General features: G+C 73.2%; 16 protein-coding genes and 1 pseudogene. 7 read left to right on the forward strand and 10 right to left on the reverse strand.

Features of this window, described 5'->3' with window-relative positions; genetic code table 11:
• Positions 1–25: 25 nt before the first annotated feature.
• From pcaD to ACIBCT_RS18155, 3 genes are all read left to right on the forward strand, one after another.
• Complete coding sequence (gene pcaD, locus ACIBCT_RS18145; RefSeq protein WP_399190035.1) at positions 26–766, forward strand: 3-oxoadipate enol-lactonase; 741 nt, start codon at positions 26–28, stop codon at positions 764–766.
• Positions 767–849: 83 nt separating this feature from the next.
• On the forward strand, positions 850–2,595 hold the full coding sequence (locus ACIBCT_RS18150) for a pyruvate dehydrogenase (RefSeq protein WP_399189836.1): 1,746 nt from the start codon (positions 850–852) through the stop codon (positions 2,593–2,595).
• Positions 2,596–2,758: 163 nt separating this feature from the next.
• Positions 2,759–3,127, forward strand: a complete 369-nt coding sequence (locus tag ACIBCT_RS18155; protein WP_399189838.1) for an MmcQ/YjbR family DNA-binding protein — start codon at positions 2,759–2,761, stop codon at positions 3,125–3,127.
• Positions 3,128–3,233: 106 nt separating this feature from the next.
• Here the strand turns inward: ACIBCT_RS18155 and ACIBCT_RS18160 are convergent, their stop codons facing one another.
• On the reverse strand, positions 3,234–3,737 hold the full coding sequence (locus tag ACIBCT_RS18160) for a MarR family winged helix-turn-helix transcriptional regulator (protein WP_399189840.1): 504 nt from the start codon (positions 3,735–3,737) through the stop codon (positions 3,234–3,236).
• 73 nt (positions 3,738–3,810) lie between these two features.
• Between ACIBCT_RS18160 and ACIBCT_RS18165 the strand changes: the two genes are divergently transcribed.
• From ACIBCT_RS18165 to ACIBCT_RS18180, 4 genes are all read left to right on the forward strand, one after another.
• A complete protein-coding gene (locus ACIBCT_RS18165; RefSeq protein ID WP_399189842.1) occupies positions 3,811–5,022 on the forward strand; it encodes a flavin-dependent oxidoreductase in 1,212 nt (403 codons plus the stop codon).
• Entirely contained in the window at positions 5,019–5,468 is a 450-nt protein-coding gene (locus tag ACIBCT_RS18170) for a DUF3237 domain-containing protein (protein ID WP_399189844.1), read from the forward strand. The genes ACIBCT_RS18165 and ACIBCT_RS18170 overlap by 4 nt, the downstream gene beginning before the upstream one ends.
• A gap of 100 nt (positions 5,469–5,568) precedes the next feature.
• Complete coding sequence (locus ACIBCT_RS18175; RefSeq protein ID WP_399189846.1) at positions 5,569–7,200, forward strand: CocE/NonD family hydrolase; 1,632 nt, start codon at positions 5,569–5,571, stop codon at positions 7,198–7,200.
• Positions 7,201–7,468: 268 nt separating this feature from the next.
• Positions 7,469–8,080, forward strand: a complete 612-nt coding sequence (locus ACIBCT_RS18180; RefSeq protein ID WP_399189848.1) for a hypothetical protein — start codon at positions 7,469–7,471, stop codon at positions 8,078–8,080.
• Between the two features lie 19 nt (positions 8,081–8,099).
• On the opposite strand, the gene kynU is transcribed toward ACIBCT_RS18180, so the two are convergent.
• The 9 genes and pseudogenes from kynU to ACIBCT_RS18225 form a co-directional block, all read right to left on the reverse strand.
• Positions 8,100–9,332: a kynureninase gene (kynU, locus tag ACIBCT_RS18185; protein ID WP_399189851.1), complete on the reverse strand. Its 1,233-nt coding sequence runs from the start codon at positions 9,330–9,332 to the stop codon at positions 8,100–8,102.
• A gap of 164 nt (positions 9,333–9,496) precedes the next feature.
• Positions 9,497–10,468 (reverse strand): amidohydrolase family protein, encoded by a 972-nt coding sequence (locus ACIBCT_RS18190; RefSeq protein WP_399189853.1) that lies wholly within the window; start codon positions 10,466–10,468, stop codon positions 9,497–9,499.
• 3 nt (positions 10,469–10,471) lie between these two features.
• Positions 10,472–10,987, reverse strand: coding sequence for a 3-hydroxyanthranilate 3,4-dioxygenase (locus ACIBCT_RS18195; protein ID WP_399189855.1), 516 nt, complete (start codon positions 10,985–10,987; stop codon positions 10,472–10,474).
• Positions 10,984–11,406, reverse strand: a complete 423-nt coding sequence (locus ACIBCT_RS18200) for a RidA family protein (RefSeq protein ID WP_399189857.1) — start codon at positions 11,404–11,406, stop codon at positions 10,984–10,986. The genes ACIBCT_RS18195 and ACIBCT_RS18200 overlap by 4 nt, the downstream gene beginning before the upstream one ends.
• A complete protein-coding gene (locus ACIBCT_RS18205) occupies positions 11,403–12,173 on the reverse strand; it encodes a 2-keto-4-pentenoate hydratase (protein WP_399189859.1) in 771 nt (256 codons plus the stop codon). The genes ACIBCT_RS18200 and ACIBCT_RS18205 overlap by 4 nt, the downstream gene beginning before the upstream one ends.
• Positions 12,170–13,345: a 4-hydroxy-2-oxovalerate aldolase gene (gene dmpG, locus ACIBCT_RS18210; RefSeq protein ID WP_399189861.1), complete on the reverse strand. Its 1,176-nt coding sequence runs from the start codon at positions 13,343–13,345 to the stop codon at positions 12,170–12,172. The genes ACIBCT_RS18205 and dmpG overlap by 4 nt, the downstream gene beginning before the upstream one ends.
• 110 nt (positions 13,346–13,455) lie before the next feature.
• Positions 13,456–14,346, reverse strand: a pseudogene (locus ACIBCT_RS18215) (acetaldehyde dehydrogenase (acetylating)); the annotation flags it as partial.
• Entirely contained in the window at positions 14,343–15,143 is an 801-nt protein-coding gene (locus ACIBCT_RS18220) for a 2-keto-4-pentenoate hydratase (RefSeq protein WP_399189863.1), read from the reverse strand. The pseudogene ACIBCT_RS18215 and the gene ACIBCT_RS18220, both read right to left, overlap by 4 nt.
• Entirely contained in the window at positions 15,136–16,590 is a 1,455-nt protein-coding gene (locus tag ACIBCT_RS18225) for a 2-hydroxymuconic semialdehyde dehydrogenase (protein ID WP_399189864.1), read from the reverse strand. The genes ACIBCT_RS18220 and ACIBCT_RS18225 overlap by 8 nt, the downstream gene beginning before the upstream one ends.
• Between the last annotated feature and the right edge of the window lie 31 nt (positions 16,591–16,621).

Here is a 16,621-nt window from a genome sequence, read left to right on the forward strand (position 1 = left end):
AGGAACTCATGTTCGGTAGGTGAACATGCTGCATCACGAGATCGCGGGTCCCGCCGACGCCCCGCCGGTCGTGCTGGCCGGTTCGCTGGGCACCACGCTGCGGATGTGGGACCCCCAGATGGAGGCGCTGACCCCCCGCTTCCGGGTCGTCCGCCTCGACCATCCCGGGCACGGGGGTTCCCCCGAGGGCGGTGCCGGCTCCATCGCCGAGCTGGGCCGCGGCGTGCTGGACCTGCTCGACCGGCTGGAGATGCCCCGGGTCTCCTTCGCCGGGCTCTCGCTCGGCGGCATGATCGGCATGTGGCTGGCCGCGCACGCGCCGGAACGGATCGACCGGCTCGCGCTGCTGTGCACGTCCGCGAGACTGGGCACCCCCGCCTACTGGGCGGAGCGGGCCGCCACGGTCCGCGAGGCGGGCACCGCCTCGCTGGCGGAGGCGGCCGCGGCCCGCTGGTTCACCCCCGGCCACACCGGGACGGAGCCGTACGTGAGGATGCTCGGCGAGGTCTCCGCCGCCGGGTACGCCGCCTGCTGCGAGGCGATCGGGGCCATGGACCTGCGACCCGACCTTCCGCTGATCACCGCGCCCACGCTGGTGCTCGCCGGGGCCGAGGACCCGGCCACGCCCCCCGAGCACGCGGAGCTGATCGCCGCGGGCATCCCGGGCTCCAGGCTGGTCGTCGTGGCCGGGGCGGCGCACCTGGCCGGCGCCGAGCGGCCCGAAACGGTCTCCCGGCTCCTGCTGGACCACCTCCTCGGGGAGTGACCCGAGAGCGATCTCGAGGCGAACGGAGTGATCCGCCGAAATACGGTGACGTACCCCGGTGACGCCGTACACGAGGGGGCACCATGGCGACCGTCGCGGAACAGTTCATCGAGGTCCTGCGCCAGACCGGGGTGGAGCGGATCTACGGGGTGGTGGGCGACAGCCTGAACCCGGTGGTCGACGCCATCAGGAAGACGGGGGGCGTCAACGGGGGCATCGAGTGGGTCCACGTGCGCAACGAGGAGGCCGGGGCGTTCGCCGCGGCGGCCGAGGCGCAGGTCACCGGGCGCCTGGCGGTCTGCGCGGGAAGCTGCGGGCCCGGTAACACGCACCTGCTGCAGGGACTCTACGACGCCCACCGCAGCGGCGCCCCGGTGCTCGCGCTGGCCGCCCAGATCCCCTCCACGCAGATCGGCACCGGGTTCTTCCAGGAGACCCACCCCGAGCGGTCGTTCGTGGAGTGCAGCCACTTCTGCGAGACGATCGCCTCACCCGGCCAGATGCCCAGGGTGCTGCGGACCGCCGTCCAGCGGGCGATCGGCCTCGGCGGCGTCTCGGTGGTGGTCCTGTCCGGCGACGTGGCCGACCTGGACGTCCCGCAGTCGCTGGGCGAGCACGACCTGCTGACCCGCACGGGCACCGTGATACCGCCCGCCGACCAGGTGGCCGAGCTGGCCGCCGCGCTGAACCGGGCCGAGAAGGTGATGCTGTTCTGCGGCGCCGGGACCCGGCACGCCCGCGACGAGGTCATGGCGCTGGCCGGCCGCACGCTCGCGCCGGTCGGGCACGCGCTGCGCGGCAAGGAGTGGATCCAGTACGACAACCCCTACGACGTGGGGATGAGCGGGCTGCTCGGGTACGGTTCCTGCTACGAGGCGATGCACGAGGCCGACCTGGTGGTGCTGGCCGGGACCGACTTCCCGTACGACGACTTCCTGCCCGGCGCGCGCACGGTCCAGATCGACCACGACGCGGCGCGGCTGGGCCGCAGGACCCCGCTGGAGCTGGCCGTGCACGGCGACGTCGGCGCGACGGTCCGCGCGGTGCTGCCCCACGTCACGCAGAAGACGGACCGCCGGTTCCTGGACAGGATGCTGTCGCGTCACGTCAAGGCGCTGGAGGACGTCGTGGAGGCGTACACCCACGACATCGGGAAGCACCGGCCGATCCACCCCGAGTACGTGGCGAACCTGGTGGACGAGCTGGCCGCCGACGACGCGGTGTTCACCGCGGACACCGGGATGTGCACGGTCTGGGCCGCCCGCTACCTCACCCCCAACGCCCGCCGCCGGGTCATCGGCTCGTTCTGGCACGGGAGCATGGCCAACGCGCTCCCGCACGCCATCGGCGCGCAGTTCACCGACCGGGGACGGCAGGTCGTGTCCCTGTCCGGGGACGGCGGGCTGGCCATGCTCCTGGGGGAGCTGCTCACCGTCCGGCAGCACGACCTGCCGGTGAAGACCGTGGTGTTCAACAACTCCTCGCTCGGCATGGTGAAGCTGGAGATGCTGGTGAACGGGCTGCCCGACCACGGCACCGACAACGCCCCCGTCGACTACGCGGCCATCGCCGCCGCGGCCGGCATCGCGTCCCTGCGCGTGGAGGACCCCGCGGACGTGCGCGAGGCCCTCCGGACGGCGTTCGCCACGCCCGGCCCCTTCCTGCTGGACGTGGTCACCGATCCGGACGTGCTGGCGATGCCGCCGCACGTGAGCGCGGGGCAGGTGAAGGGGTTCGCGCTGGCCGCCGGGAAGATCGTTCTCACCGGCGGGGTCGGACGCATGATCGACATGGCGAGGGCGAACCTGCGCAGCGTCCCGCGCCCCTGACCCGTGGCGTCCCGCGTCCCTGGCACGCGGTGTTCCGTGTCTCCCCGCGCGCGGTGTCCGGCGTCGCCGGCGCGCGGCGTCCCGGCGTCCCCGGGCGGGGGGCGTCCCGGCGTCCCCGGGCGGGGGCGCCGGAACTGTCGGTGGCGGGGCCCACAATGACGCCATGGACGGTTGGCGCGAGGTCCGCGAGACGCTGCGCGAGTTCGCGCTGCGACTGCCGGAGGCCTACGAGGATCACCCCTGGGGCGACACGGTCGTCAAGGTGAACAAGAAGATCTTCATCTTCCTCGGCGTCGAGGAGCCGACGGAGAAGTGGCGTCCGAGCGTCGGCGTGAAGCTGCCGGAGTCGAACGGGCACGCCCTGGCACTCCCGGGCGCCCGGCCGTCGGGGTACGGGCTGGGCAGGGCGGGTTGGGTGACGATCCCGCTGACCGGCCCGCTCCCGGAGACCGAGGTGCTCCTGGACTGGGTCGAGGAGAGCTACCGTGCCGTCGCCCCCAAGAGGCTCGTCGCCCGCCTCGACGCCTCCTGACCCGGCGCCTTCCGGCCCGGCGCGTCCGGCATCGGCGGAGCGGACGGCCCCCGGAGCGGATGCTCAGGAAGGGCAGGCGGAAGGAGCGGGGCGGGCGTGCCGGAGGTCAGGGGACGTCCCGCGGGCGGGCGGCGAGGATCCGGCCGAGCAGGCCGGTGAGCTCGTCGCGCTCGCCGGGCGCCAGCGGGGAGAACCACTCCTGCTCCCGGCGCGTCTGCTCGGCGAAGATCTCCCGGACCGCGCTCTCGCCCGCTGAGGTGAGCTCGACCACCACGGCCCGCCCGTCGCCCGGGTCCGGGCGGCGCCGGACCAGGCCGTCGCGCTCCAGCGTGTTGACGGCGTTGGTCACCGCCGAGCGGGACATCGCGGAGATCTCGGCGAGCCTGACGGGCCGGGTGGGGCCGAGCAGCCAGAGCTTGAACATCAGGCGGAAACCGGGGAGGGTCCAGCCGCGCGGGCGGTGGATCCGGGTCTCCAGGTCGGTGACGAGCAGGTAGGCCAGCTGAAGCAGGTTGTACGCCAGCGCGAAGGCCTCCGCGTCGGCCGGGGGCGGCATGGCCGCCAGGCGTTCCCTGGCGTAGGCGGCGTACCGCAGATCTGCTCTGTCCACCGGCCAAGTCTTGCGCAGGTGAGGTACGGCGTGAATATTGTTATGGCCATAACAACATTCACCGGAGGCGCCCGTGCGGGTGGTCATCGCCGGAGGCGGCATCGGCGGGCTGGCGACGGCCCTCAGCCTGCACGCGGCCGGCTTCGAGGACGTGGTCGTGCACGAGGCGGCCGAACGGATCCGCCCGCTGGGCGTGGGCATCAACCTGCTGCCGCACGCCGTGCGCGAGCTCACCGAGCTCGGCCTCGCCGACCGGCTGGCCGGGACCGGGGTGGCCACCGCCGAGCTGGCCTACTTCAACCGGTACGGCACGCCGATCTGGTCCGAGCCCCGGGGGATCGACGCCGGTTACGCCTGGCCCCAGTACTCCGTCCACCGCGGGCGCCTGCAGATGCTCCTGCTGGAGGCCGTGACCGAGCGCCTGGGCCCACGGGCCGTGCGCACCGGCAGCCGCGTCACCTTCACCGGCACCGGCACCCCGCGCGCCGGGACGGACGAGGTGCCGATCGGCCCGGACGACCTGCTGGTCGGCGCGGACGGCATCCGCTCGGCCGTCCGGGCCCACCTGTTCCCCGGCGAGGGCCCGCCGCCGTGGAACGGCCTTCTCCTGTGGCGGGGCACGACGTACGGGGAGCCGTTCCTGACCGGGCGATCCATGATCATGGCCGGTGACGGCACCCAGAAGTTCGTGGCCTACCCGATCGCGACGGGCGAGCGGACACTGATCAACTGGATCGCCGAACGGCCGGTGGACGGCGCGGCCTCGGGACCCGCCGACTGGAACCGTCCCGCGGACCCGGCGCGGATCGCCGCGCACTTCGCGGACTGGCGCTTCGACTGGCTGGACGTGCCCGGGATCATCACCGGCGCCGAGGCGGCCTACGAGTACCCGATGGTCGACCGCGACCCGCTGCCGTACTGGACGGCGGGCAACGTCACCCTGCTGGGCGACGCCGCCCACGCCATGTACCCGATCGGCTCGAACGGCGCCTCCCAGGCGATCGTCGACGCGCGGGTGCTCGCCCACTTCCTCGCCCGCGGCGACCTGGCGGCGTACGAGGCGACCAGGCGCCCGGTGACGACCGCCCTGCAGCTCTCCAACCGGAGGATGGGGCCCGAGGTCGTCATGAAGCTCGCCCACGACCGGGCGCCGGACGGTTTCGACGACGTGGAGAGCGTCATCCCGTTCGCCGAGCGGGCCGAGATCGCCGCGTCGTACAAGCGCACGGCGGGCTTCGACCCGGTCTCGCTCAACGAGCGCCCGTCCTGGAGCGTGGACCGTTGAACCTCGAACCGCTCGCCACGTTTCACGTGGAACTCGACCCGATCCTCGACCTGGGCGACACCCCGTGGGGCAGGCGCCGGGTGATCAACATCGTGGGCGGCTCGTTCGAGGGGGCGCGGCTGTCCGGGACCGTGCTGCCCGGCGGGGCCGACTGGCAGATCCTGCACGCCGACGGCACGGCCAGCATCGACACCCGCTACACCCTGCGCACCCACGACGGCGCGCACCTGTACATCTCCACCAGCGGGGTACGGCACGGCCCGCCCCCGGTCATGGAACGCCTGTCCAGGGGCGAACCCGTCGATCCCGCCGAGTACTACTTCCGGCTCTTCTGCCGCTTCGAGACCGGTGACGCGCGGTACCTGTGGCTCAACCGCACCCTGGCCGTGGCCTCGGGGAGCCGCACCGCGAACGCCGTCCGCTACGAGGCCTGCACCCTGACCTGAGCCGGCCGAGCCACCCTCACCTAGCCGTCCTCACCGAGCCACCCGAGCCACCCGAGCCGTCCGAGCCGTCCGAGCCGTCCGAGCCACCCGAGGAGCCCCGATGCCGAACCTCGACCGCGCGCCCCTGCCGCTCGCCTCCGAGCACGACACCCCGTTCCGGATGCGCGACGGCACGATCCTGCGCGGCGACGTCCACCGCCCGGCCTCGGGCGGCCCGTTCCCGACCCTGCTCGTCCGCTCCCCGTACGGCGAGGGCTCGTTCCGCGCGGTGCCGAAGATCCCCGCGCTGGAGGCCGGGTTCGCGGTGGTGTTCCAGCACTGCCGGGGGCGCGGGAGCAGCGACGGCGTCTTCCGGCCCTGGCGGGACGAGGGCACCGACGGCTACGACACCATCGAGTGGATCACCGCCCGGCCGTGGTCGAACGGCGAGGTCATGGCGTACGGGATGTCGTACCTCGCGGGGTGCGCGCTGCAGGCGGCGGCGCTGCGCCCGCCGGGGTTGAAGGCCGTGGTCGCGACCATGACCCCGCACGACTTCCACGACGGCCTGAAGTACCACGGCGGCGCCTTCGCGCTGGGCTCGGCGCTGTACTGGGGGTCGATGCAGGCGATGCTCACCCTGACGCACGCGGCCCAGGCGGGCGAGGACGTGAGGGCCGGGTTCGCCGAGCTGCGGCCCGTCATCGGCGCCCCCGCGCGGGCCGCGCGGACGCTCCCGCTGCGCGACATCCCGGGCATCCCGTGGTGGGAGGAGTGGATCTCGCACCCCGAGCGGGACGACTACTGGCGGGAGCTGGCCGGGACCATGCGGCACGAGGACATCGAGGTGCCGGTCATGCACACGGCCGGCTGGTTCGACGTGTTCCTCGCCGGGACCCTGGAGAACCACCGCCGCCTGGGCGGGCCGCTGGTCGTCGGGCCGTGGTCGCACGGCGCGAGCACGGGCGCCCTCGACTTCGGCTTCGCCGCCTCGGCCCCCGCGGCCCGGGTGGAGGCGCGGCAGCTCGACTTCCTGCGGGGTGCCGACCGCGGGCCCGCGGTGAGGATCTTCGTGATGGGCGACGACGTGTGGCGGGACGAGGAGGAGTGGCCCCTGGCCCGCGCGGTCGGGACCCGCTACCACCTGCACCCCGACGGCGGGCTGTCGACCGACGTCCCGGCCGGGGACACCCCCCTGACGTTCGTCTTCGACCCGCGCGACCCGGTCCCCACGGTCGGCGGCCCGGTGCTGTTCGCCGACGCCGGCAACGTCGGCCCGCAGGACCAGCGCGAGGTGGAGCGCCGCCCCGACGTGCTCTGCTTCACCACCGAGGTCCTGGACGCCGACATCGAGGTGACCGGACCGCTCAGCGTCACGCTGCGCGCGGCGACCTCCGCGGTCTCCACCGACTGGACGGCCAAGCTGGTCGACGTCCACCCCGACGGCCGGGCGATGAGCGTGATCGACGGCATCCTCAGGGCCCGTACCGAGCCCGGCCGCCCCGCCGAGTTCGTGATCGACCTGGTGGCCACCAGCCAGGTCTTCAAGGCCGGGCACCGCATCCGGGTGGAGATCTCCAGCTCCAACTTCCCGCGCTTCGACCGCAACCCCGGCAACGGCCGCACCGGGGCCGAGACGACCGAGGACGAGCTGGTCGTCCAGCACCAGACCGTCTTCCCCGGCTCCTTCGTCACCCTGCCGGTCGTCCCCCGCCGGGGAAAGGGTGACCGGGCGGGCGGGGAATCGGTGTAAACGCCTTTTCACCTGCCCTTTCCCTATTTCATGGGGTGGGGCACGGCGTGGCACCACATAGGCATCAATCGTGACTGTAAGCATCATCAGTGTCACGCTGAGCCGCTCGGCGCGCCGACAGAGAGCAGCCGTCCCGCGGCCCGCGAACCGATCGCGGCCACGGACCGCGCCTCGAAAGGAACGGTGTCCCATGTCCACACCCGGCCTCCAGACGAACACCGCGGTTCCCCGCGTCCGGTGCGGGGGGCACCGGACGGTGACACTCCCGGTGGCGGGACTCCTTTCCCTCGCGCTGGCCGTCACCCTGTCCGCGCCCGCCGCCGCCTCGGTGACGGGCGCCCCGCGCGACCCGGACCCGTACGTCAGCGACGGCCTGGCCCCGGCCGGCACGGTCCGGGGAGAGGCGCAGCGCGTCTGCCGGCCGAAGTCCTACTTCAGCTTCCACCACCTGCGGCCGAGGAACTTCTTCGTGCCGCGCACCCGGTTCATCGACGGTCCGGGCGGCACGATGACGGCCTCGGTCAACCGCCAGCACCGGGTCTACGCGGAGATGGAGATCGAGCGGGAGAGGGTCGGCTCGGTCGACAGGGCGGAGCTGGTCCGGCAGTTCCGGAACATGCTGAACCCGCTGGTCGCCGAGGAGTACGTGGTGGAGACCGGCCACGAGTACACGCAGGAGATCAGCGACGGCAAGTACGGCAACCTGTGGTACCGCGTCTTCGGCTACCGGACGGCCTTCACGGCCTGGCGCAGGGTCTACAACTGCCGGGTGCACCGGGTCGCCGCGGGCATCGCCAACATCCCCGCGCGGGTGGAGGGCTGGAGGTACTGGGAGACCAGCCACCCGATGTACAGGGGACGCAAGCTGAGCGAGCGCTGAGCCCCGCGGCGCCGCGTCCTCAGGTGACGGCGAGGCGCCGGCCGTACCGGTCGTCGCGCCAGTGCTCCTTCTCCAGCACCTCGGCCAGCAGCGCGGCCGCGTCGTGGACGTCGGCGAAGCGGATGTAGAGCGGCGCGAAGCCGAACCTGAGGACGTCGGGTGCGCGGAAGTCGCCGTGGACGCCCCGGTCGATCAGGGCGCGCATGACGGGGTAGCCGTCGGGGTGGCCGAAGCTCACCTGGCTGCCCCGGCGCTCCGGGTCCCGGGGCGAGACGAGCCAGAGCCCGTACGGCGCGCAGAGCTCCTCGACCAGCTCGATGAAGAGCGAGGTCAGCGCCACGCTCTTGGCGCGCACGGCGGCCAGGTCGACGTGCTCCCAGATGTCGAGCGAGGCGTTGAGCGGGGCGAAGGACATCACCGGCGGGGTGCTGACGGTGAAGCGCCGGATGCCGTCGGCGGGGCGGAAGCCGGGCTCGAAGGCGAACGGCGCCGCGTGCCCGTGCCAGCCGGTCAGCAGGTGACGGGCCTCGTCCTGGTGACGCGGGCTGACGTAGACGAAGGCCGGGGCCCCCGGGCCGCCGTTCAGGTACTTGTAGGTGCAGCCCACCGCGAAGTCGGCCGCCGAGACGTCCACCTGGTACGCGCCGACGCTGTGGCACAGGTCCCAGATCATCAGCGCGCCCGACTCCTGGACCAGCGCGGTGATCGCCTCCGTGTCGTGGCGGGCCCCGGTCCGGTAGTCCACCTCCGACAGCAGCACGCACGCGACCTCGTCGGAGAGCGCGGCCGGGAGCGCGTCGGGGCCGCTGACGTCGCGGATCTCGTAGCCGCCCAGGGCGCCCGCCAGCCCCTCGACCACGTAGCGGTCGGTGGGGAAGTCGGCCGGGTTGGAGACGATCACCCGGCGTCCGGGGCGCAGGCCCAGTGCCGCGGAGACGGTCTTGACGATGGCGATCGAGGTGCTGTCGCCCACCGCCACCTGACCGGGTCCCGCCCCGATCAGCGGGGCGATCCGGTCACCGGTGGTCAGCGGCAGGTCGAACCAGCCCGAGGTGTTCCAGGCCCCGACCAGCCTGCCTCCCCACTCCTGCTCCACGGTCCTCGCCACCGCGGCGGCGGCCGCCCTGGGCGGGGCGCCCAGCGAGTTGCCGACGAGGTAGATCGTCCCGTCGGGCAGGACGAACTCGTCCCTGAACCGGCTGAGGGGATCGGCGGCGTCGAGGGCGACGCACTCCGCACGACTGAGGGCCACGGGTCATCTCCGGGGTAGGCGCCTGGCGACCGGTCCATCATGCCGTGACCGGTGGGACTCCCCGCATGCGGGCCCGCGACGGGCCCGCGGTGGGCCCGTGGCGGGGGTCCGGTGGGTTCAGTGGGTTCAGTGGGTTCAGTGGGCTCAGTGGGTTCGGCGGCGGGTCAGCGGCCCAGGAAGCGGAGGGCGTTGCCGCCGAGCAGCTTGGCGCGGGCGGTCTCCGACAGGAACCCCGCGCCGCGGACCAGCGCCCCCACCGGGGACTCGCCCAGCGGGTAGGGGAAGTCCGAGCCGAGCATGACCCGGTCCTCCCCCATGGTGTCCACCAGCAGCCGCAGCGCCCGCTCGTCGAACACCACCGAGTCCACGCTGAACCGGTCGAGGTAGTGCGACGGCGGGAACTCCGAGACCCCGACCAGGTCACCGCGGCGGTGCCAGGCGTTCTCGAACCGGCCGAGCCAGAAGGCGAACGAGCCGCCGCCGTGCGCGAAGCACAGGCGCAGCGTCTCCGGCACCCGGTCCAGGACGCCGCCCAGGATCAGCGCGAGGATCGACAGGTGCGTCTCGGCGGGCATGCCGACCAGCCAACGCGCCATCCACCGGTCCAGCCGGGGCCCGCCCGCCATGTCCCACGGGTGGACGAAGACGGGCGCGCCCACGTCGGCGCAGTGCCGCAGGAACTGGACGACGCCCTCGTCGTCCAGGTCGCGGTCCCCGACGTGGTTGCCGATCTCGACGCCCGCGTGACCCGCGGCCAGGCACCGGTCCAGCTCGGCGCAGGCCAGGTCGGGATCCTGGAGCGGCACCTGGCAGAACGGCACCAGCCGCTCGGACGCGCAGATCTCCAGCGCCAGGTCGTTGAAGATCCTCGCCACCCGTACGGCCTCGGCCGCGGGGCGGTCGTAGCAGAAGAAGACCGGGGTCGGCGAGACGACCTGCACGTCCACCCCGTCGGCGTCCATCCGCTCCAGCCGGACCGAGGGGTTCCAGCAGTCGTCGGCGATCCGGCGGAACTCCCGGTCGCCGAGCAGGATGACGGCCTCCCGCTCGGAGTCGATCCGCAGCCGGGGCGCCCCCGGCCAGCCGAGGTCCGGCCAGCCCGCGGGGACGTGGTGGGTGTGGACGTCGACGATCACCGGCTATCCCTTGCCCGGGTGCAGGGCTCCGCAGCCGCCGCAGGTGCGCGCCTTCTCGTCGTCGTAGAACGCCTGGAAGATCGGCGGCAGGTCGGTCACGATGTTCCGGACCTGCAGTTCCACCTCGTGGACCACGGCGCTGCACTCGGGGCAGTACCACAGGAACCTCTCCAGCACCCCCTCCGGCCGGATCCGCTCCACCACCAGGCCGACGGAGCCCTCCTCGGGACGCTGCGGCGAGTGCGGGGTGTTCGCCGGGAGCAGCCACATCTGGCCCTCGCGGACGTGCACGGTCTCCGGTCCCTCCGGCGTCATGACGTTGACGTGCATGTTGCCGCGGATCTGGTAGAAGAGCTCCTCGTACGGGTCGATGTGGAAGTCGGTCCGCGCGTTCGGGCCGCCGACGACCATGACGATGAAGTCGTCGCTGCGCTCGAAGACCATCTTGTTCCCCACCGGGGGCTTGAGCAGGTGGGCGTGCTCGTCGATCCATGCGGTGAAGTCGATGGGGCTGATCACGGGCGATCCTCCGGTCGGTGGGCGACGGCCTGAATCTCGATGAGCAGGTGCGGGTGCGGCAGCTCGCGGACGGCCACGGTCGTGCGGGCCGGGCCGCTCTCGTCGAAGTACTCCGCGTAGACGGCGTTGTAGCCGCCGAAGTCGTCGATGTTCACCAGGTACGTGGTGATCTGCACGAGGTTGCTCAGGTCGGCCCCGGCCGCCTTGAGGATGTCGCCGATGTTCTCTATCACGGCCCGGGTCTGCTCGGCGATGTCGAGCGTGATCTTGCCGGACGCGTCGGTCCGGACCCCGGCGATCGTGTCGTCCGGCCTGCGCGCGCTGGTGCCCGACACGTACAGGAAGTCACCCGCCCGCTTGACGTGCGGGAACCGGCCCCGGGGGACGGCCTTGCCGGGGACGACGAGTCCTTCGTTCATGGTGTGTCCCTTTCCTTCGCGGTGAACGAGACCGAGCCCAGGTGCTGGATCTCGGCCCGTACCCGCGCGCCCGGCAGGAGCGGCTCGGCGGGCGTGGCGGCTCCGGCGAGCAGGATCCACCCCTCCTCCAGGACCATTCCCACCTGAGCGGCCAGGCGCGCGGCCTCGGCCAGGGCTCGGCGCGGGTCCCCCAGGATCGCACCGGTCGACCCGGCGTGCACCACCCGGTCGTCGATCTCCAGGACGACGCCCAGGTTCCACCGGGACGGGTCGTGGGGCTGCCACGGGCCGACGGCGTACCCGGCGGCCGAGGTGTTGTCGGCGATCACGTCCGGCAGCGAGAAGCGGAAGTCCTCGTAGCGGGAGTCGATGACCTCGACGCCGACCGCGACGGCCGCGACGGCGTCCGGCGCGAGCGCGTCGGCGGGCGAGGCGATGCGCCGGCCCAGCAGGTAGACGATCTCCGGTTCCACCCTCGGGTGGACGAGGCCGGACACGTCCGCGGTCGAGCCGTCGGCGACGGCGGACGACGCGGGGAGGCGGCCGAAGATGACGTCGTGCACGCCCATCTGGCGGCGCTTGCCCTCGCTGGTGAAGCCCAGCTTCACCCCGGCGAGCCGGTCGCCCCGCTCCAGGCGGAGCCGGATCAGCTCCTCCTGGACGCGGTAGGCGTCGGCCACGTCGTAGTCCTGCTCGGGCCTGGGCACGGCGCGGCCGGTGCGGGCCGCCTCGTCCAGGACGGCCGCGAGCCGGTGCAGGTCGGTCATGCCCTCTCCTCCGAACGGGTGCCCGGCCCGGAGAGCACCGGGTCCGCCGGACGCGCGGGTTCCCGCGGACCGGCCGCCCCGCCCGAACCCGCCGGGCTTCCCAGAGCCACCGAACCCGCCGGGCTCCCCGGAGCCACCGGACCCGCCGGGGACGCCGGGCTCTCCGGGGCCGCCGAGCGGGCCAGGTCGAGTGCGATGTCCACGATCATGTCCTCCTGGCCGCCCACCATCCGGCGGCGGCCCGCCTCGGTCAGGATGGCCCTGGTGTCGACCCCGTGGCGCGCCGAGGCGGCCTCGGCGTGCCGCAGGAAGCTGGAGTACACCCCGGCGTAGCCGAGCGTCAGCGTCTCCCTGTCCACCCGGACCGGCCGGTCCTGCAGCGGCCTGACCAGGTCGTCGGCCGCGTCCATCAGGGCGTACAGGTCGCAGCCGTGCTCCCAGCCGGTCAGGTCGGCCACCGCGACGAACGCCTCGATCGGGCAGTTGCCCGCGCCCGCGCCCATCCCTGCCAGGGAGGCGTCCACCCGGCAGGCGCCGTTCTCCACCGCGACGACCGAGTTGGCCACGCCCAGCCCCAGGTTGTGGTGGGCGTGGATGCCGATCTCGGTCTCCTGGCGCAGCACCGAGCGGTAGGCCCGGATCCGCTCGCGCACCCCGTCCATGGTCAGCCTGCCGCCGGAGTCGGTCACGTAGACGCAGTGCGCGCCGTAGGACTCCATGAGCGCGGCCTGCCGGGCCAGCTCGTCGGCGGGGGCCAGGTGGGACATCATCAGGAACCCGGCCACGTCCATGCCGAGCTCGCGCGCGACCGAGATGTGCTGGGCCGAGACGTCGGCCTCGGTGCAGTGGGTGGCGATCCTCACCGAGGTGACGCCGAGGGCGTGGGCGCGCCTCAGGTCCCGGACGGTGCCGATGCCCGGCAGCAGCAGGGTGGTCAGCCTCGCCCGCCGTACGACCCCGGCGACCGCCTCGATCCACTCGTCGTCGGTGTGCGCGCCCACGCCGTAGCTGAAGCCGCCCCCGGCGAGGCCGTCGCCGTGCGCGATCTCGATGGCCGCCACCCCGGCGGCGTCGAGGGCCGCGGCGATGGCGGCGGCCTGGCCGACGGTGTAGCGGTGCCGGATGGCGTGCATGCCGTCCCGCAGCGTCACGTCCTGCACGTACAGCCTCATGCCCCCACCTCCGCGCCCCGCGTCGAGGCGGCGGCCGGGGCGACGGCGGTGACGGCCGGGGCGGTGGCGGCGGTGGCGGCGGTGGCGGCGGTGGCGGCGGTGGCCGGGGCGGCGAGGCGTTCGGCCGTGCGCAGTGCGGCCGAGGTCATGATGTCGAGGTTGCCGGCGTAGGCGGGCAGGTAGTGGGCGGCGCCCTCCACCTCCAGGAAGACGGTCACCTTGACGCCGCCGTCGCGGGTGCCGTCGGGCAGCGGCTCCCCGGCCCCGATCTCCTCGAACTGCACCTCCTGCTTGAGCCGGTAGCCCGGCACGTACGTCCTGACCTGTTCCACCATGTCCAGCACCGCCCCGGTCACGGCGGCCTCGTCGCAGTCGCCGACCAGGCAGTAGACCGTGTCACGCATGATCAGCGGCGGCTCGGCCGGGTTGAGCACGATGATCGCCTTGCCCCTGGCGGCCCCGCCGACCCGCTCGATCGCGCGGGCGGTCGTCTCGGTGAACTCGTCGATGTTGGCCCGGGTGCCCGGACCGGCCGACCGGGACGCGATCGAGGCGACGATCTCGGCGTACCGGACGGGCGTCCGCGAGGCGACCGCCGCCACGATCGGGATCGTGGCCTGCCCCCCGCAGGTGACCATGTTGAGGTTCGGCTCGGCCAGGTGGGCCTCCAGGTTGACCGAGGGCACCACGTAGGGGCCGATCGCGGCCGGGGTCAGGTCGACGACCCGCTTGCCGTGCGCGCGCAGCACCCGGTCGTTGTGCCGGTGCGCCCCGGCCGAGGTCGCGTCGAGGACCACGTCCACCTCGCCGAAGACGGGCAGCGCCACCAGCCCCTCGACGCCCTCGCTGGTCGTGGCGAGGCCGCGGCGGCGGGCGCGGGCCAGGCCGTCGGAGTCCGGGTCGATGCCGGCCATCGCGACCACCTCGACCTTCTCCGAGAGCAGGGCCTTGAACATCAGGTCGGTGCCGATGTTCCCGGAACCGATGATCGCGACTTTCACGAGAAGACCGTCCTTACCGACCCCAGGCCGTCGATGTGCACCTCGAAGGTGTCGCCGGGTTCGACGTCCACCACCGGGCCGAGCGCTCCGGTGAGCACGACGTCCCCGGCGCCCAGCGAGAAGTCCGTGCGGCCCAGCGCGTCGGCCAGCCAGACCGCGGCGTTCAGCGGATGCCCCATGCAGGCGGCGCCCGCGCCGGTGGAGACCTCCTGGCCGCGCCGGCTCATGGTCATCCCGGCCAGGCGCAGGTCCAGGTCGCGCAGGCCGACCGGGGTGTTGCCGAGGACGAACGCGCCGCTGGAGGCGTTGTCGGCGACCGTGTCGACGAGCGTGATGTCCCAGCCCGCGATGCGGCTGTCGACGATCTCGATGGCGGGCAGCACGAAGTCGACCGCGCGGATGACGTCCGCGACGGTGAACGGGCCGCCCTTCAGGTCCCTGCCCAGGACCAGCGCGATCTCCGCCTCCACCCGGGGCTGCAGGAAGCGGTCGACCGGGACGGTCAGGCCGTCCAGGTAGGCCATGTCGGCGAAGAGCATCCCGTAGTCCGGGCTGTCCACGCCGAGCTGGCGCCGCACCGCCTGCGAGGTCAGGCCGATCTTCCTGCCCACTGGGCGGCGCCCCTGCTCCAGCGCCCGCCTGGTGTTGACCTCCTGTACGGCGTACCCGACGGCCTCGGCGTTCCCGGCCGGGAGCATGTCGCGCACCGGGGGGCACGGCTTGCCGCTCCGGGCCGCCTCCAGCAGCCGGTCGGCCGCCTCGGCGTACACGTCGGTGGCCTCGCTCCACTCAGTCATGTTCGGGCTCCAGCTTGATGGTGATCGTGGTGGGCTCGGAGTAGAAGTCCAGGGAACACGTGCCGCCCTCGCGGCCGATGCCCGACAGCTTCACCCCCCCGAACGGGGTGCGCAGGTCGCGCAGGTACCAGGTGTTGACCCAGACCAGGCCGGCCTCCAGCGACTGCGCGACCCGGTGGGCGCGGCTCAGGCCGGAGGTCCACACGGTCGCCGCCAGGCCGTACTCGCTGTCGTTGGCCAGCGCAACGGCCTCGGCCTCGGTGTCGAACGGCGCGACGTGGCAGACCGGGCCGAAGATCTCCTCCCGGTTCACCCGGGAGTCGTGCGGCAGGCCGGTCAGCACGGTCGGCTCGACGTAGTAGCCGCCGTCGCGGTCGTCGCCGAACGTCGGCACCCCGCCGCCGGCGCGGATCTCGGCGCCCTCGCGCGCGGCCAGCTCGTAGTAGGAGAGCACCTTGTCGCGGTGCTCGGCGGAGATCATCGGCATCATGGTGGCGTCGGGGTCGGTGGGGCGGCCGAACCGCAGCCGCCCGGCCCGGCGGGCCAGCCGCTCGGTGAACTCCTCGAAGACGGGCCGCTGCACGTAGAGCCGCTCGGTGCACAGGCACACCTGGCCGCCGTTGGTGAAGACCGACCGCACGCTCCCCTCGACCGCGGCGTCCAGGTCGGCGTCGGCGAAGACCAGCCCGGCGTTCTTGCCGCCCAGCTCGAACGAGACGGGCTTGACCCGGTCCGCCACCGCCTTCATGATCGCCGATCCGGTGCGGCTCTCCCCGGTGAAGGTGACCGCGTCCACACCCGGGTGCTCCACCAGGAACTCCCCGGCCGATCCGGCTCCGAAGCCGTGCACGACGTTGAGGACGCCCGGCGGCAGCCCGATCGAGGCGGCGATCTCGGCGAGCACCGCCATAGAGCCGGGGGTGTGCTCCGACGGCTTGACCACGACGGTGTTGCCCGCCACGAGCGCCGGCCCGAGCTTCCAGGTCGCCAGCAGGAACGGCAGGTTCCACGGCACGATCACCGCGACCACCCCCAGGGGCCTGCGCACGGTGTAGCTCAGCACGTCCGTCAGGTGGAACGCGTTCTCCGGATGCTGGGCCGCGATCTCGGCGAACGACCGGAAGTTGGCGGCGCCGCGCGGGATGTCCAGGGTGCGGGCCTGGGCGACCGACTTACCGGTGTCGGCGATCTCCGCGGCCACCAGGTCCTCGAACCGCTCCTCGATCGCGTCGGCGAGGCGGCGCATCCAGGCGGCGCGCCCGGCCACCGGCAGCGCCGCCCACCCGGTCAGGGCGGCGCGGGCCGCGGTCACCGCGCGGTCGACGACCGCCCGATCCGCCTCCCGGACCTCCCGGACGGCCGACCCGGTCACCGGGTCGTACACGGTGAACGTCGCTCCCTCGGCGACCGGCACCCCACCGATGAAGTGGTCGACCTGGTCGGACACGGCTGCTCCCTGGGGATCGCGTTTTCATGAG

Source organism: Streptosporangium sp. NPDC050855, from assembly GCF_044456585.1.
Taxonomy (GTDB): domain Bacteria; phylum Actinomycetota; class Actinomycetes; order Streptosporangiales; family Streptosporangiaceae; genus Streptosporangium; species Streptosporangium longisporum.

Excerpts from the sequence above, each read along its gene's own strand:
- pcaD (WP_399190035.1), top strand. The coding sequence starts at position 26 with ATGCTGCATCACGAGATCGCGGGTCCCGCCGACGCCCCGCCGGTCGTG.
- ACIBCT_RS18150 (WP_399189836.1), top strand. The coding sequence starts at position 850 with ATGGCGACCGTCGCGGAACAGTTCATCGAGGTCCTGCGCCAGACCGGG.
- ACIBCT_RS18155 (WP_399189838.1), top strand. The coding sequence starts at position 2,759 with ATGGACGGTTGGCGCGAGGTCCGCGAGACGCTGCGCGAGTTCGCGCTG.
- ACIBCT_RS18175 (WP_399189846.1), top strand. The coding sequence starts at position 5,569 with ATGCCGAACCTCGACCGCGCGCCCCTGCCGCTCGCCTCCGAGCACGAC.
- ACIBCT_RS18200 (WP_399189857.1), bottom strand. The coding sequence starts at position 11,406 with ATGAACGAAGGACTCGTCGTCCCCGGCAAGGCCGTCCCCCGGGGCCGG.
- ACIBCT_RS18205 (WP_399189859.1), bottom strand. The coding sequence starts at position 12,173 with ATGACCGACCTGCACCGGCTCGCGGCCGTCCTGGACGAGGCGGCCCGC.
- dmpG (WP_399189861.1), bottom strand. The coding sequence starts at position 13,345 with ATGAGGCTGTACGTGCAGGACGTGACGCTGCGGGACGGCATGCACGCC.
- ACIBCT_RS18220 (WP_399189863.1), bottom strand. The coding sequence starts at position 15,143 with ATGACTGAGTGGAGCGAGGCCACCGACGTGTACGCCGAGGCGGCCGAC.